This is a genomic window from Hyalangium sp., from assembly GCF_035629615.1.
In the GTDB taxonomy this organism is placed as follows: domain Bacteria; phylum Myxococcota; class Myxococcia; order Myxococcales; family Myxococcaceae; genus Hyalangium.
This window is the reverse complement of record NZ_DASPHO010000613.1, coordinates 1-15489: the sequence shown is the minus strand read 5'-3', so window position 1 is coordinate 15489 and position 15489 is coordinate 1. Positions and strand designations below refer to the sequence as shown.

Here is a 15489-nt window from a genome sequence, read left to right as displayed (position 1 = left end):
CCAGGGGCCGGATGGCATCATCGGCCTGAGGCCTGAGGAGCTGGCGCGCGCGCATGGCCTCGTGCTGCGGCCGCGGGTGAAGGAGGTGGAGGGGCACCGCGTCACCTTCGTGGAGGGGGGCGCGCTGGAGGTGGACGCCATCGTCTGGGCCACCGGCTTCCGCCCGGACTACTCCTGGTTGCAGGTGCCCGTGCTCGATGCGGGCGGCAAGCCCGTCCATACGCGGGGCGTCACCGCGCACCCAGGGCTCTACTTCCTCGGCCTCAAGTGGCTGCACCGGGTCAACTCTTCTCTTCTCGGAGGCGTGGGGCGGGATGCCGCCTTCCTCGCCTCCCACATTGCCGCGCGCTCGGGCCGCTCCATTCCGGTGGGGCCCTCGCACTCCCGGCAGGAGGCAGCATGAAACTCGAACTGGCTCATGGCGCGGTGGAGCTCTTCACGGTCAGCCCCCGCACCCCGGATGAAGCGCTGTACTGGAAGAATATCGAGACCGTCATGCAGCTGAGCGACCGCTACGGCTATACCGGCCTGCTCATCTTCACGGGGAACGACGTCCTCATCGAGCCCTGGGTGGTGGCGCAGCGGGTGCTGGCCGGGACGAAGCAGCTCTCGCCGCTGGTGGCCATCAACCCCATCTACATGCACCCGTTCACGGCGGCGAAGTTCGTCTCCTCGTTCGCTCACCTCTACGGGCGCCGGACGTACCTCAACCTCGTCACAGGGGCGGCGCTCAGCTACCAGCAGTCCATGGATGATCGGCTGCCGCATGATGAGCGGTACGATCGGCTGCGCGAGTACGCCGAGGTGCTGAAGCGGCTGCTCGCCGAGCCCTCGGTGACGTACGAGGGGAAGTACTACCGTGTCTCCAACCTGCAGCTCCTGCCGAGGACCCCCGAGGCGCTGCAGCCCGGCCTGCTGCTGGCGGGACAGTCGGAGGCGGCCCTGCGGACGGCGGGGGCGCTCGGTGCGGTGAGCATGCAGATGCTGCCGGCGACGCTGGAGCAGGGACTGCGCGCGGGCGTGCGAGGCGTCCACTTCGGCATCATCACCCGTCCGCACGAGGCAGAGGCCTGGGAGGCCGCACGCGCCCTGTTCCCCGAGGATCCCCTGGGGCAGAGCGTGCTCGAAATCTCCATGCGGAACACCGACGCCGAGTGGAAGTGGCGGATGAAGATGGTCGCGGAGGGATCCGCCGTGGCACGGCAGGGCTTCTGGCTGGAGCCCTTCCGCAACTTCAAGGCAGACTGTCCCTACTTCGTGGGCAGCCATGCCCAGGTGGCCGCGCTCATCAACTCGTTGGTGCAGCGGGGGCTCGACACCCTCATCCTGGACGTCCCTCCGCACGAGGAGGAGTTCCACCACATCGACCTGGCGCTGAAGGAGGCCGCGACGCTCGTGCCACCCGGAGGGCGGGCGCCTGGCACGGAGCTCCGGGCCGCCGCGAGCCTGGCATGATCGAGTCCAATCTGAGAGCAGTGAAGGACGTGTACGCGGCGTATGACCGTGGGGACCTCGGGGCTGTGCTGGCCGGGTTCACGGCGGACATCGTCTGGGCCAACCCGTACCCGGCCCATGTCCCCCTGGCGGGCGAGTTCAGGGGACATGAGGGCATCCGGCGGTTCGTGAGCGCGATCAAGGCCTCGAGCGAGTCTCTGGCATTCGAGCCGCGAGAGTTCATCGCCCAGGGAGAGCAGGTGGTGGTGCTCGGCTTGGAGAAGGTGCGCGTCAAACCCACGGGCCGCACCTATGAGAATGCCTGGGTGCACGTCTGGACGCTGCGGGAGGGCAAGGCCGCCTCCATCCGTGTCTTTGGAGACACGGCCGCCGTGAGCGAGGCGTTCCGGGAGGGTGAGGAGCGATAATCATGACCGCTTCCCTGGAGAGCAGGGCACAATCGCCCAGGCCGCCAATGCCGGTGGCCTCGGTCTCACGGGGACTTGTCCCCGATGGGGCGAAGGAGCGTGACGCATGAGCCCAGTGAAGAAGAGCGGTAGAGGCGGAACCTTTGAGGCCACCATGGGTGGCAGGCTCAACGGAGTGAAGTTCTCCCTGAAGGGCACGGGATTTCAGGATGGCAACGGCTTCTCCCGAGGGTCCTATGTCTGTACCCAGCTTCCCCCGAAGATGGACCTGCTGCTCCTCAACGCCTTCTTGATGTTGGGGTACCCCAGCGTCCACCGTCCCATGGAGGGTGCGATCAACCCGTTCAAGGGGCTGTCCTACCACTACCGGCGGACGCTGACGCTCGAGGATGGGAGCCGGATCATCGTGACGACACGGCATGACAAGCAGGCGAGCAATGTCATGAGCAAGTTCACCATCGAGGGAGAGGTGGACATCCCGGCGCTGGAGAGCGTGAGCTCCGTGGTAGAGACCTGGGCCCCGCAGGGAGCCGGGAAGCTGTCCGGCGAGTTCCCCATGCAGTGGGCCACCAAGGAGGGCAAGAAGCTCAAGGGGGTCATTGCCACTGACTACGAGCTGCCTACCAAGGCCACCATGCCGCCAAGCCGGCAGTATCTCATGCAGCGGCTGGCCTCGCTCTCCTCGGGCAACAGGCTGGAGATCATCCAGGACTCCGAGCTGTACCCTTACAAGGTGGGGTCTGGCCGCGCGGGCGGGAAGCGGGCCACCAAGGCGCGCTGATCTCCGCCGCTGGCTTCGACGAGGAGCCTCGCCATGGAGATGGCGAGGCTTCTGCTGTTAGCCGGCCTTCGCGGCGACGGCCGCCTGGGGTGGGACGGCGAGCTCGAACTCGCCCTGAGCCAGCAGGCGGATGTTCCCGGGAACGTCGGTGATCTCCCGTGAGTGGATGAGCTGAAAGATCGGATTGCGGGCCAGGACCAGGTCCCCGAGGATCGCCACCTCGGTGTCGCGCGTGGCCATCGCGGACACCTGCTGCTGGAGCGGGAGGAAGGCCAGCTTCTGCGCGAACCTCCAGGCGGCCTCGCGCGCTTCGTCCATGGCGAAGCCCACGGCCTTCAGCTCCAGCGCGGGTGCGAGCTGGTGAGCTTCTGGAAGATCGGCTACTTGGAAGTGGGGCGTGCCGGGACAGGAGCGGAGGCGGTGAGCTCGTTGCGGACCACGGCGCCTCCCTTCATCACGAACCGTACGCGCTGCAGCTCTGTCACGTCCGCTAGCGGATCCCCAGAGAGAGCGATCAAGTCGGCATACCTTCCTGGCTCCACCGTGCCGACGTGCTCCTGCAGCCCGAGCAGTTCCGCGGCCCGCGAGGTGGCCGCCCGGATCGCCTCGATGGGCGGCAGCCCGGCCCGGTGGAGCGCCACCACCTCCAAGGCGTTCCGCCCTTGATCACGGGCCGTGCCCGCGTCGAATCCGCTGACGATCTTCACGCCGAGCTTGTGGGCGAGCCCCACCATCTTGCGCAAGGACTGCCGCTTCGCATCGCGGAACTGACGCGCCCCCTCGTTGGGGGCATCCTCCATGGCCACCTCCGAAAAGCCGATGGTCGGGACAAGGAAGGCCCCCTTCTTGTGGATCAGCTCCAGCGCCGCGCGATCCGCCTGGTGGCCGTGCTCGATCGAGTCCGCGCCGGCCGCCAGGGCATTGCGGATGCCTTCGCTGGACACGGCGTGGACAGCCACCTTGCGGCGGGCCTTGTGCGCCTCCTCGATCATGACCCGCATCTCCTCGATGGTGAGCGTCGGATGATCCCAGTCAGCGTAGAGCTTGAGGAGGTCCGCACCGTGGGCGAGCTGCTCCCGGGCCGCGCGGCGCGCCTCCTCGACGCCACTGATGGGCTGAGCGCCGGTGGGAGGGTCCTTCAGATCGGGCGAGAGGCCAAAGGGTTGATAGCTCCCGATGGCAGCAATCGCTCGGGTGGCCACCAGCATCCTGGGTCCTTCCACCAGCCCCTGGCGGATGGCGTCTCGCAGCGCGACGTCCGCGTACCCGGCCCCTTCATTCTCGACATCCCGGACGGTCGTAAAGCCGGCGCGCAGCGTGGCCCGGGCGTTCGCCGCCCCCTCCAGGGCTCGGAGGGCGTGGGACTTGGTGAACAGATCCTGGGCATAGCCCTCGCGGGTGCCGGGCATCCGCGCCAGCAGGTGCGTGTGACAGTCGATCAGCCCTGGCAGCACCGTCGCTCCACCGAGCTCGATCACCTCCGCTCCCTCGGGAAGCGGCAGCCCCGGGCCCACCGTGGAGATCCGCTCGTTCTCGATGACGATGACAGGGTTCTTGATGAAGGTGCCGGTGCGCACATCGAGCAGCCGAGCGGCGCGGATGACCAGCGGCTTCTTCGGCGTCTCCTGGGAAGAAGGCTGCGCCGCGGCGCTCCCGGCCAGGAGGAGCGACGACAACACTGGGACCCACATCCTCATGACCCCTCCAACAAAAAGGATTCTTCGCGACATTAACGTAAACGTCACCGCCGTGAGTCGGAGGGAGACCGATGAGGTAGGGTTGAGCTGAATGGCTCAGAAGCATCCAGAAGTCGTCATCGTCGGCGCCGGCCCCGCGGGCATGATGCTCGCCTACCAGCTGGTCTCCCATGGCGTGCAGGTTCGCGTGCTCGAGCACCATCCAGACTTCAAGCGCGAGTTCCGGGGTGAGCTGATGCAGCGCTCGGTGATCGAGCAGCTCGAGAGAGCGGGCATCCTCCGCATCCTGCTCGAACGCGGTCTGGTCCTGCCCCACGTCGAGCGCCGGATGTTCGTCGGGCTCAAGCGGAGGGTTCAGATTCCCGCCCCTGTCGAGATCGGTGCGGTCGTCTCACAGCCTGGCTTCCTGGGCCTGCTGCATGAGCTCTGCAGCACCTTTCCGAACTACCGGCTGGACTTCGGAACCACTGTCCTCGAAGCGATTCAGCGCGAGGAGCGCGTGGTGGCGCTGAAGACGCGCCAGGCCGGGGCCGAAGGCAAGGTGGAGGGCGATCTCTTCATCATCTGCAACGGGCGGAACAGCGCACTCCGAAAGTCCTGTGGGCTCGAGACCGAGCTATTTCCGAGCACCGCGGACGCCTTATGGCTGCGCTTCGACTTCACGGATGCGCCCGACGCGCTTCCGGACTCGGTGGACGTGCACATGTTCGGCAAGGGGGTGGTGACCGTGCTGCAACCCTCGAGCGCGAAGCGCCTCCACATCGCCTACAGCGCTCCAGGAGACCTGGGCCGCCTGCGCAAGAACCTGCCCGAGCTGCGCAGCGCCTTGTTGCCCACCCTGGGCGCGGGGGTTCGCCGGCTCGTGGATGCCAGGCTCGGCCCGAACACCGAATCCCAGGTGTTGAAGATCATCGTGGATCGGGTGAACTCCTGGCACGCTCCCGGGGTTCTCTTCCTCGGCGACGCGGCGCACACCATGTCTCCGTCAGGAGGGCAGGGATTGAATGTCGCCATCCGCGACACGTTCGTGGCTGCCAACCATCTGATTCCCAGGCTCCAGCAGGAGGGGCCGGTAGACGCGGCGCTGTTGCAGCGCATCCAGGACGAACGCCAGCCCGAGATAGCCGTTCTTCAGGCCGCTCAGACCCGAGCGGCGCAGATGGTGATGAAGCCGGCTCCCGTGCTGCACATCATGTTCTCCATGCTGTCCTTGGCCATGCCCTTGATGGCCAGGAAGTTCCGCGCCGGGCACGGCATTGCCCCTGCCGAGCCGAAGTATCTGAAGGCCGTCGAGCCTGCCCGGCTGTCGCAGGCTCCCGAGGCGTAGAATGGCGACGAGCTCCGTTACGCAGGCGCTCGTCACGGGGGGCGTGATTCCCCCGTTGGCTTCCCCGATCCAAGCTCCGTTCCGGCAGCACTCAGCTTCTGTCTATGCTCTGGGAGGAGGATGTCCATGCACCGCCTGTCGTTCACCCTCGCTCTGATGATGCCTCTTGTCGTGCTGGCCACCGAGCCCACCGCCCCCACGAAGCTGAAGGCGACGGGGCCTGGTCACACGTCCCCCTCAGGAACCCAGGCGGTGCCTTCCAAGGAGCTGAAGGTGCAGGCCTCCTCGACTCTGTGCGAAGGCAAGGGCTCTAAGCGCACGTGCCATGGGCCCGAGCGGCTCGTCGACGGCGAGAACGCCACCGCGTGGTGCGAGGGAGCCAAGAAGGACGGCGTGGGCGAGTCCGTGATGTTCGAGCTCCAGACGCCCCAGGAGGTGGCGGCGCTGGAGGTGGTGCCTTTCTACGCCAAGGACATGCGCCGGGCGAACGGCAACGCACGGCCTCATGAAGTGGTGCTGGAGATAGGGAACCAGCGCTTCGAGGTGGCCCTTCCCGATCACGTCATGACCGTCCTCGAGGAGAACCCCACTGAGGGGACGAGTGTCGAGGACGGGCCGTGTGGAGACGAGACCTGCGTCACCAGCCAGGACGACCGCATTGGCGCGGGCGAGCGCTACACCGTGGTGCTGCCCGTGCCGGTGAAGGCCCAGAAGGTTCGCCTGGAGCTGCGCTCCACCCATGCCGGCGACAAGTACTCGGACACCTGCATGTCAGCGGTGACGCTCCATGTTCGGCGAGCGCCCCCCTCGAAGTGAGCCATCGGTGAGGCCTATGGGCGCGGAGCATGCCCAGGGAGGAGCGCCCGGCATAGACTGGACCGAGAATGTCCGACCTGCTCACCAGCGATGCAGAACTGCAGGAGCTACGCACCCGGCTGCAGGCGGGATCGTGGCGCCACGTCGTGATCCTCACCGGCGCGGGGATCTCCGTTGCCTCGGGGCTGCCTACCTACCGAGGCCCAGGAGGGCTCTGGACACGCCCCGGAATGGAGGAAGTACCCAACGCTGCCATGTTCGCGCGTGAGCCCTCGCGCCTCTGGTCCCTCTTCAGCCCGCTGCGCGGTCATGCTCGCGCCGCGAACCCCAACGCCGCTCACCTTGCGCTGGCGGCCTGGGAGGCCCGCCGTCCTGAAGGCCAGTCCTTCACCCTCTTGACGCAGAACGTGGACGGGCTGCACCTCCGGGCGGGGAGCCGCGATGTCGTCGAGCTCCATGGCTCATTGCTGCGCACGCGCTGCGGCAGCCCGGACTGCACGCTGAGCGCGTTCGAGGACCTGTCCGAGCATGCGCAGGCGCCCGCGTGCGGAAGATGCGGTCAGCCCCTTCGCCCCGATATCACCTTGTTCGACGAACCGCTCCCCGTGGATGCCGAGTGGGCGGCCAAGAAAGCCCTGCGCGAGTGCGACCTCTTCCTCGCGATCGGGACCTCTGGGACGGTGGCACCCGCGGCGAACTTCGTCCGAGGCGCCCGGTACGCGGGGGCCTGGACCCTCCTGGTGAACCTCACGCCCATGCAGCCTCGCCACCCTGACTTCGACGTGGAGATCCTGGGGCGCGCCGAGCACCTCCTGTCGGTGCTGCTCGGTGAGTAGCAGCTCGGCAGGACAAGGAGCCGCTGCCAGAAGGCTGAGGCTCCCGTGAGTCCAGGACGAATCAGAGGCTGTCCCTGGAACCCTGGCTGCAGCAGGCCCGGATGCGAACCGACCGATGAAGCGAACCCGCGCCAGTCGTTCCACCACGTCTGCCTGTCGTAGATGAAGACCTCCACGCCCTTGAGGCGGATCGACGACACCGACTGGGGGTGGATGCCGAAGGTGCCAACGCAGGCCGCGAGCGCCCGCTCCGCCACGCCGTGATCATGAACCCGAGTATTACCTCAAGCCGTGCCGCGGTCAGCGGGCGCGTCTCAGTGCTTGCACCACTGCTCGCGGGTCTGGGGGATGGCCCCCTCGGCGAGCCCCTGGCTCGAGTTGGCGTCCACGAACTGATGGCTCACGTAGTTGAACGTATTCGGAGCGGGCGTGGCGTTGCGCGTCGAGTCCACGCAGAAGTCGGCTCCCCCAGTCGCGGAGGGAGGCCCATCCCGCGTCGGGTCTGCGTACCGAGAGGGAATGGTCTCCACCGCGCAGCCCACCAGGTTGCCGCCCGTGACGGTGGTCTGCACTGTCGCAACGGTCCAGTAGTCACCCCCGGTGTCCCCTCCGGCCGTGAGCAGGGCTGGGTAGTTCAGCTGGCCGGTGACAGGGTTGTAGCCAGCCGACAGCACGCGCTCCCCATTGCAGTAGATGTTGACGTGGGGGTGGGCGAGGGGCGGGTTGGTACGGCTGCCGAAGTAGTTCACGCCCACGACGAAGCGGTCTCCGTTGCGGGGATTATCAATGTTGATGTTCTCGGGGCCGCAGAAGTTGGCGTTGTTCGGGTCCGAGTTGTTTCGATCACACCTGACGACGTCCCTGTCGAGCCGTGGGTTGGTGCACGCCCCCACGCGCCTGGACGACCAACCGCGGCAGGCTGAGTCGGGTGACGTCACGTAATCCCAGTTGGGATTCTCGTTGGCCCAGAAGCAGTCCTGGTCATTGCAGGTCTCGTCCCAAACGTTCGAGGTGCACTGCGACTCCTGCAAGCGTGCGAAGTGAAGGTCCACGTCATCGAAGCCCACCGAGTCCCAGCACATCTCGGCCCGCAGGCCGGGTGCCCGCACCTGCACCTTCTGCGTGCACACGAAGTGGGTGCCATTGAGGTCGAACTCGCCCTGGACGATGTAGTCGCCCGAGAGTCCGAAGGCCGGGTACACCACCCCCCCCGCCAGGCCAGTCCCGGTGAGGGCCTGCAGCGCCGCCAGCTTGGACTGTGCCTGCTCCGCGTAGCGGGGCGGGCTCTTCGCGGTGTCGTAGCGCACAGGCTTCCTCGTGCCGATGCGCGCGCCCGTGAGCGTCGTGTCCTTGCCCTTGAAGAGGCCGAAGGTGGGGAACGGCAGCACGTTGTCGCAATCCCCTCCGACCACGGTCCACGTCCAGTTGGTGGCGAGCGCCCGCTTGCTCGCGTCGGTGATCCACTGGAAGCCTTCGATCGGCGCGAGGTTGCGCGGGTCCGGGAAGGGAGCCTTGACGATCGGGTCGGTCGGGCACTTCACCGCGGAGGCGCAGCGGCACCCGGACAAGGGGTTGTTGGACTGGAGGCCGTCACAGTTGAAGTCACCCTCGGAGCACGAGTCATTCTCGGCCGGAGGCTGCGCGCCACGGCACACGCCGGTCCACACCGTCTGCTGCTCCCCGGCGCAGTCCACGGAGCCCTTGGAGTTGGTGGCACACCAGTTGACCGGCAGCCCGGTGTCCGCGGCCACCTGGGTGGCTGGCACTAGGTAGCACTCCTTCGTCTGCCCATTGCCCGGACAGCTGCACCCCTCGTCCACCAAGCCGTCACAGTCGTCATCGAAGCCGTTGCCGGACGCACCGTTAAGGCGGGAGGCGCTCACGCTGGCCCCCGTGAGGAAGGTGTCGATCTCCCCGCTGCACTCGGTGGCGGCGGCGGGTGCGCACTTGCGCACGATTGTCGGGTTGCCAGCGTTGGGCCGGCCGCACCCTTCGATGGTGATCTTCTTGTCCGTGGTCGCCAGCGCGGAACCCGGGTTCTGCCAGCTCGCGCTCACGGAGATGGAGCCGAAGCACTCTTCGTCCTCGAAGACGTTGCAGTGATAGACCGCCCAGGCCGTTCCGCTGGAGTCGAGTGTGACGGTGATGGTCCGCTCTCCATTCGAGAACTGCCCATGCGTGGCCTCGAGCACCACGTCACCTCTTCCCGGCCGGTCGAACTCGTCGAGCGTCGTCACCTGGATGTCCGCTTCCTCACCGCGGTCGCTGATGGAGGTGGGCCTGATGAGCAACTCGAGGATGGGCTCCTCGTTGACGACTTCCTGCGACTGGCAGCCGGCGAGTGTCCCCGCGAGGGCCATCATGCCTGCAGCGACGATGAGCCTGTACGACTCAGTCCAGAGCTTCCGCTCGTAGGTGATCATGATCACGGCCCTCCGTCTCGCACGCCACCATCTCGTACACCACCGTCGGCTGGCACCACGTCAACCCGGATGACCTGCACGAGGAACTCCTCGCCCTGGCTCCAGCGCGCCTCGAGCCTCACAGGGCCGGTGCAGTTGGGGTCCGTCGCCTTGACGCAGGTGTACTCCAGCTCGCCGAACCCTTCATTGCTCAGCTCCAGACTGGCGGTGTTGGCCGCTCCCTGGAAGGAGCCCGCGGTGGCGCTGATGCTCACGTTCCCCGCGCGTTTCTGCTTCTGGTCGTCGAAGACTTCAACGCTGATCGTCGACTTGGCGCCCTGGTCGTGAATGACCCTTGGGAGGGCGAAGAGGTTCATGGCCGGTATCGGCTCAGGGCCTCCGCAGCGGGTGACCATGAACACCAGGCCGCACGCGGCAACCAGGTAACGAATGCGCAAGGAGCCTCCTGAGAGAGCGGAGGCGGGAGACTAGGAGAACCCCCATGGATTGTGAAGTTCAGGTCAATTCACCGGGGGCCAGGCGGCAACGCGCGAAGGCTCAGGGCTGAGCCATGAACTTCTGTTCCCACTCGGCGAGCAGGCCTACCACCTTCAAGCGCGCCTCGTTCGTCCCAGCCTCACGGGCCTGAGCCTGGAGCTCTCGCAGGCGGGCCATGGCGGGAGAAGTGACAGGGCATGCCGTGGGGTTGATCTTGAGCAACCGACCCTCGGCGTCCAGGAGCCGCACCATCAAAGTGGGCTGGTCAAGGCCTGGAGTCGCAGAGGCCGCTCGAGTGGGGCTGCCTGACTTCGGTGGAGTCGGTCGGGCGATCGCCTTTCGTGCAGGGGGAGTACCCGGGGAAGGCTTCGCCTGGGGGGCGGCTTCGAGCTGAGGCCTGGACACCTCCACTCGCTGGCGCTTTGACCCCTCCTCCGGCGCGGACGCTGCGAGCGCCACGGGCTGAGCCGGCGGGGATGAAGGCTCCGAGGGTTGAGGTGCGGGCGGAGTCGGGACCTGGGGAGCAGGACTGGAGACGATGGCTGAAGGCGACCGATGGAGCACCTTGAAGCCCACGACTCCTGCGGATGCTGCGAGAGCTGTCGCTCCTACCGCTGCCACGAGCCATCGGGGCTTCGCCGGTCGCGACACATGCGCGACAGGAGGGCTGAAATCCGCGGTGAGGGGCTCGGTCTCCTGCGCGGAGTCGGCCAGCATCGGCACTTCTATCGTGCGCCGTCCATCAGATCTCAGGGACAGGGTAGGAGGCTCGTTGGCTGAACCGCGAGTCTCTCCGGTGGCTACCGCCAGGCCGCTCACTCGCGGCGGCAGCAGGGTGCTCAGCTCCCGCCGCACCACCTCCGCGGACGCGTACCGACTCGCGGGGGCCTTGGCGAGCAGCCGCATCACGATGGTCTCGAGCACCTTGGGCACGTCCGGGACCAGGCTGGACAGCGCCGGTGGTTTCTCCTCCATCTGCGCCACGAGCACGCGCGTCTGTTCGCCGAGGAACGGCAGCCGGCCCGTGAGCATCTGGAACGCGATCACACCCATGGCGTAGAGGTCCGAGGTGGGGCCTACCTTCTCGCCGCGGACCTGCTCGGGGGCCATGTACTCGGGAGTCCCGAGGATGTGGCCCTCCATCGTCAGCGGGCGAGAGGGCCGGAACTCCGCCACCTTGGCGATGCCGAAGTCGAGCAGCTTGACGGAGCGCTCGCCCTCCGAGTTCTCCACCAGGAAGACATTGCCGGGCTTCAGATCTCGGTGAATGACACCTCCGCGGTGCGCGGCTCCGAGCGCGGCGAGCATCTCGTCCAGGATGGCCACGGCCTCCTCGGCGGGGAGGCGCTTGCGCTTCCGGATGAAGGTGGAGAGCGACACGCCCTGGAGCAGCTCCATCACCACATACGGCCGACCGTCGGGCAGCTGCCCGAAGCCGAAGATGTCGATGACGCCCCGGTGCTGGATGGCGTTGACGACCCGCGCCTCCACCAGCAGCCGCTGGACCAGCTCCCGGGCCACCGTGATGTCCGCCTTCAGGATCTTGATGGCGACCTGCTTGCCGATCAGCGGCTGGACGGCGCGGTAGACGATGCCCATACCCCCCGCGCCAATTCGCTCCTGGATGACGTACTCGCTGACGTGAGAGCCCAGGAGCGGATCCGTCCGGGACTCCGGCGGCGGAGCGGGTATGAGCATGTGGCCATCTGAAGGACAGAACGCCGTACCCGACGGCAGCTGCTTGCCGCAGGAAGGGCACTTCACGGAATGTGGCTGTTGCTGCGCCACGGAGTTCTCGCTTGACGGACCTGTCCCGAGTCTACCTCAGCCCCAGCCCAGAAAGGAGCCCTGAAGATCAAATGCGCTGTCAGGTCCCCAGAGGCCGCTGCGTCCTTGGTCCTATAGGCGAGAGGGTGACAGCGTCACGCTGCGCAGCTCGCGAACGGTTTTGAAGCGCCCGGCCGGAGAGGCCATACAAGCCCTTATGTTGGTTCGACTCCAACTCCCGTCACCATTATGACGGGATAGCCTAACGGATAGGCACTCGACTTCGACTCGAGACGTCAACGGCTTCCCCACTCGGGCGTTTCAATTTTTTCTGACGAATTCGCGTCCGGCCGAAGAGGCCATACAAGCACTTGGGAACTCGATGCCGCCGGTTCGAATCCGGCTCTCCCGACCATACCGGGAGATAGCTCAGCGGTAGAGCGCGGGTCTAAAAACAAGGCTTCTTCACTCGGGTGCATCCTTCTTCCACACCGGCTGCAGCAGAAAGGGTCGCGCGCCAGGCCGTGTTTCGGGGAGACTGCCCGCCCGGAGGCTCCCCATGAACACCCCGCGCAACCCGACGCTGCTCCCGGAGGCCCAGCTGGGCCCCGCCGAGAAGCTGCTCGACCTGGTTCTGAGCGCCTCGGCTCACCTGTGGCACAACCGCCCAGGCCTCAATGTCCGCAGCGTCTGGCAGCCCGCTCCCAGGGCGCGAGGCGCGGCGGTGCCCGCCAACGCGGTGCGTATCCCACCAGGGCTCTTCGTCCCGGCCGCCGTCAACCTCTACCGGCGCCTGCTGGAGATCTACCAGCTCAACCAGGACCTGATGGCGCACTTCGCCTCGTACGCGCTGACCCAGACCGAGTGGCGCGACCTGAAGGTGGCGTGCGCTGCCTTGATGCTGGTGCAGAGCCGCTCGGGCCAGCCCGTGCGAGAGGACGACGGCTCCGTCGCCTTCCATGACGATGACTTCCGCACCATCGGCGAGGCGATGCTCCTGCACTACGAGAAGAAGTCCACGCGCATGCTCACCCCCAAGGGGGTGCTCCGTGTGGCCGAGCTGCTGGAGACGCCCGAGATCGCCGCGCTCAACCGCCGCGCCGGCTTCGCCGACCCGGGCTCGAAGAAGGCGCCGCTCGGGCGGTGGAAGCGTGCGGCCACCAAGTGGCTGGCGCTCCGCGAGAAGAACCCGGCCATGCTCGAGGGCCTGGTGAAGGCGGGCTTCAAGGAGACCATCAAGAAGATCGCACGCAAGGCCGGCTACAAGCCCGAGTCGCAGGCCTTCTTCGAGGTCCTGGGCTGGAAGCAGAAGCAGTCGACGGCGGGGCATCGCCGCGTGGGGCTCACCGGACTGAAGCTGGAGAAGCGCGAGCGCTTCGACGGGCTCTCTGAGGCGGAGATCTGCGAGGCGATCGAGACGCAGAAGCTCACCTATAAGGAGGTGGTGGGCCGGCTGCCGAAGGACGTGGGGCTCACGCCTGCCATCATGGTGGCGCTGCTGCCGTCGCTGTCGGATCGGGATCTGCGGCTGATGACGCCCACCCTGGAGGAACTGGGGCTGATGGCTGAGCCGGAGATCCGCGCGCGCTGGGAGAAGGCGGTGGCCGAGGCCACGGACCAGCGAGGGCTGAACGTGGCGAAGAATGTCCGGAACAAGGGGCTGCGCGACAAGCTGGAGGAGGCGAGCGACAACGCGGCGCGCAAGGCGGTAGCGGAGGCGACGAACGAGGCGGACGTGCGCGTCATGTTCCTCATCGACAAGTCCGGCTCCATGGAGGGCGCCATCGAGCAGTCCAAGGAGGCGCTCACGCGCATCCTCGCGGGCTTCCCGCTCGACAAGCTGCACATCGCCACCTTCGACACCGTGGGTACGGTGCTGCGTCCCAAGGCGCCGTCGCGCACCGCCGTCCAGCACATGCTCAAGGATATCAAGGCCAGTGGAGGCACCATGCACGGCGCGGCCGTGCGTGCGCTGCACCAGTCCGGAGTGACCTTCCCGCCCACAGCCCGGCTGATCGTCATCGTGGTGGGCGATGAGGCAGGGGAGGCCGGGGACCAGTTCGCCCGCGCCTTCCGCGAGTGCGGCTACTCCGTGGCGGCGATGGCGATGCTCGTCTCCGTGTCGCATGCGCGCGGCAGCACCGTGAAGAGCGGCGCCAACCAGCTCAAGGTGCCCTTCAGTGAGGTCGCCGTCGACAGCTTCAATGATCCCTACCAGGTACCGCGCGTGCTCAAGGCACTCATGGACGCGCCGGTGGCCGCAGGCGCCGCGCCGCAGTCTGGCTGGGTCGAGCGGGTGATGCGCACGCCCCTGCTCACGCTCACGCCCGCGGGCACTGCCATGGCGAAGGGCGCCACCGCGTAGGAGACGGGCGTGGACTACCGGAAGTTCCTGGGTAAGGAAGAGGAGCGGGTGCTGCCGTACCTGGGCGGCGCCTTTCTCCATGCCGCGGATCGGAGGCTGCGGCTCGCTGCCGAGCCCGCCGCCCCAGGGTGGTACCGGTTCCGCATCAAGGGTCGTGACGCCACCCCGCTTGGGCCCGCGGATCCCGAAGCCCTGGAGGCGCTGCCCGCCGTGCGCGGACACCTCGTGGGGGAGCGGCTCGTGCGCGAAGGCGCCATCGCCGAGAGGCTCCACTTCCTCCCTCCCGAGGAGCCGCCACGGCTCTCTCCCTGCCGGGCCCGGCGCTGGCACTCGGGAGAGCTGCTGTTCGACACGCTCGACTTCGAGAGTGAAGCGGAAGAAGCGGCACGGCGCGCGCTCGAGGAGGACGCATCGCTGGCGCAGGTCAAGGGCGTGCCCGCCACGCTGCGCGCGGCCTTCGGCTACGCCGTGCTGGAGGCGGAGTCTCGTCGGCTTGGCATCCCCGCGGCGCCCGCCGAGCTGCGCCCCCACCTGGGTCGGGTCGCCGAGCTGGGACGCCCCGAGGCGGAGCGAGCCCTGCGAGCCCTCGCCGCCGAGCGTGTGCTCGCCGCGCGCGAGATGATGGAGCTTCAGCGGCGACGCCAGGTGGTCTTCCTTGCTCAGCAGGCCGTCGCACAGCGGGAGCAGCATGCGGGACAGGGAGGCCGGCAGAGGAGGGGCGGGGAGGTGGACGCGGTGGCGCGCGCCGAGCTGGCGCTGGAGGCCGCTGGGGCACGAATGCGCAGCGCCCGTGGGCTTGGCAATGGCAACCTGGAGGTCATCTTCACCTTCATGGACGAGCGCTTCATCTCCGTGGTGAGCATGGCCACGCTCCAGGTCGTGGACTCCGGCATCTGCCTGGGCCACCCGCCACGTGATGATCTCGTGACGCTCGAGAGCCTTCCTTCCGTCATCAAGGAGGCGATCGACACGGATCGTCTCGTCATCCTCCGGCATGCGTGAGGAACCCCCGATGCGACGCGAGGTGTGCTTCCTCATTGATGGTGAAGGGCGGCTCCTCTGGAGCGACGCGTCCTCGAGCCCCGTGGCCCTCCCCGACTCACGGGCGCGCTGGGAGGCCATCTGGCGACACCGCGCT

Annotated in this window: 13 protein-coding genes and 1 pseudogene; 9 read left to right on the top strand and 5 right to left on the bottom strand. The window is 67.3% G+C overall.

Going from position 1 to position 15489, the window contains the following annotated elements:
- The 4 genes and pseudogenes from VD972_RS31080 to VD972_RS31065 all read left to right on the top strand — a co-directional run.
- Window positions 1-403: pseudogene (locus tag VD972_RS31080) on the top strand (hypothetical protein); the annotation flags it as partial.
- Window positions 400-1455: an LLM class flavin-dependent oxidoreductase gene (locus VD972_RS31075; RefSeq protein WP_324992406.1), complete on the top strand. Its 1056-nt coding sequence runs from the start codon at window positions 400-402 to the stop codon at window positions 1453-1455. The pseudogene VD972_RS31080 and the gene VD972_RS31075, both read left to right, overlap by 4 nt.
- A complete protein-coding gene (locus VD972_RS31070) occupies window positions 1452-1862 on the top strand; it encodes a nuclear transport factor 2 family protein (RefSeq protein ID WP_324992405.1) in 411 nt (136 codons plus the stop codon). The genes VD972_RS31075 and VD972_RS31070 overlap by 4 nt, the downstream gene beginning before the upstream one ends.
- 106 nt (window positions 1863-1968) lie before the next feature.
- Window positions 1969-2643, top strand: coding sequence for a hypothetical protein (locus tag VD972_RS31065; protein ID WP_324992404.1), 675 nt, complete (start codon window positions 1969-1971; stop codon window positions 2641-2643).
- A gap of 57 nt (window positions 2644-2700) precedes the next feature.
- On the opposite strand, the gene VD972_RS31060 is transcribed toward VD972_RS31065, so the two are convergent.
- Window positions 2701-2961: a hypothetical protein gene (locus VD972_RS31060; protein WP_324992403.1), complete on the bottom strand. Its 261-nt coding sequence runs from the start codon at window positions 2959-2961 to the stop codon at window positions 2701-2703.
- A 62-nt stretch (window positions 2962-3023) separates the two neighbouring features.
- The gene (locus VD972_RS31055; RefSeq protein WP_324992402.1) at window positions 3024-4340 is read right to left on the bottom strand and encodes an amidohydrolase family protein; all 1317 of its coding nucleotides are present in this window, start codon (window positions 4338-4340) and stop codon (window positions 3024-3026) included.
- A gap of 91 nt (window positions 4341-4431) precedes the next feature.
- On the opposite strand from VD972_RS31055, the gene VD972_RS31050 reads away from it, so the two are divergent.
- The 3 genes from VD972_RS31050 to VD972_RS31040 all read left to right on the top strand — a co-directional run bounded on the left by VD972_RS31050 (window position 4432) and on the right by VD972_RS31040 (window position 7319).
- Window positions 4432-5667 carry an FAD-dependent monooxygenase gene (locus VD972_RS31050; protein WP_324992401.1) on the top strand — a complete coding sequence of 412 codons (1236 nt, stop codon included), beginning with the start codon at window positions 4432-4434 and terminating at the stop codon, window positions 5665-5667.
- Between the two features lie 126 nt (window positions 5668-5793).
- On the top strand, window positions 5794-6483 hold the full coding sequence (locus tag VD972_RS31045; protein ID WP_324992400.1) for a discoidin domain-containing protein: 690 nt from the start codon (window positions 5794-5796) through the stop codon (window positions 6481-6483).
- 68 nt (window positions 6484-6551) lie between these two features.
- On the top strand, window positions 6552-7319 hold the full coding sequence (locus tag VD972_RS31040) for an SIR2 family NAD-dependent protein deacylase (RefSeq protein ID WP_324992399.1): 768 nt from the start codon (window positions 6552-6554) through the stop codon (window positions 7317-7319).
- A 314-nt stretch (window positions 7320-7633) separates the two neighbouring features.
- On the opposite strand, the gene VD972_RS31035 is transcribed toward VD972_RS31040, so the two are convergent.
- The 3 genes from VD972_RS31035 to VD972_RS31025 form a co-directional block, all read right to left on the bottom strand.
- Window positions 7634-9742, bottom strand: coding sequence for a hypothetical protein (locus tag VD972_RS31035; protein ID WP_324992398.1), 2109 nt, complete (start codon window positions 9740-9742; stop codon window positions 7634-7636).
- A gap of 2 nt (window positions 9743-9744) precedes the next feature.
- Window positions 9745-10179 (bottom strand): hypothetical protein, encoded by a 435-nt coding sequence (locus VD972_RS31030; protein WP_324992397.1) that lies wholly within the window; start codon window positions 10177-10179, stop codon window positions 9745-9747.
- A 100-nt stretch (window positions 10180-10279) separates the two neighbouring features.
- Window positions 10280-11917 (bottom strand): serine/threonine-protein kinase, encoded by a 1638-nt coding sequence (locus tag VD972_RS31025; RefSeq protein ID WP_324992396.1) that lies wholly within the window; start codon window positions 11915-11917, stop codon window positions 10280-10282.
- A 628-nt stretch (window positions 11918-12545) separates the two neighbouring features.
- On the opposite strand from VD972_RS31025, the gene VD972_RS31020 reads away from it, so the two are divergent.
- Entirely contained in the window at window positions 12546-14351 is a 1806-nt protein-coding gene (locus VD972_RS31020; RefSeq protein ID WP_324992395.1) for a vWA domain-containing protein, read from the top strand.
- Between the two features lie 9 nt (window positions 14352-14360).
- A complete protein-coding gene (locus VD972_RS31015; RefSeq protein WP_324992394.1) occupies window positions 14361-15353 on the top strand; it encodes a hypothetical protein in 993 nt (330 codons plus the stop codon).
- The last annotated feature ends 136 nt before the right edge of the window (window positions 15354-15489 follow it).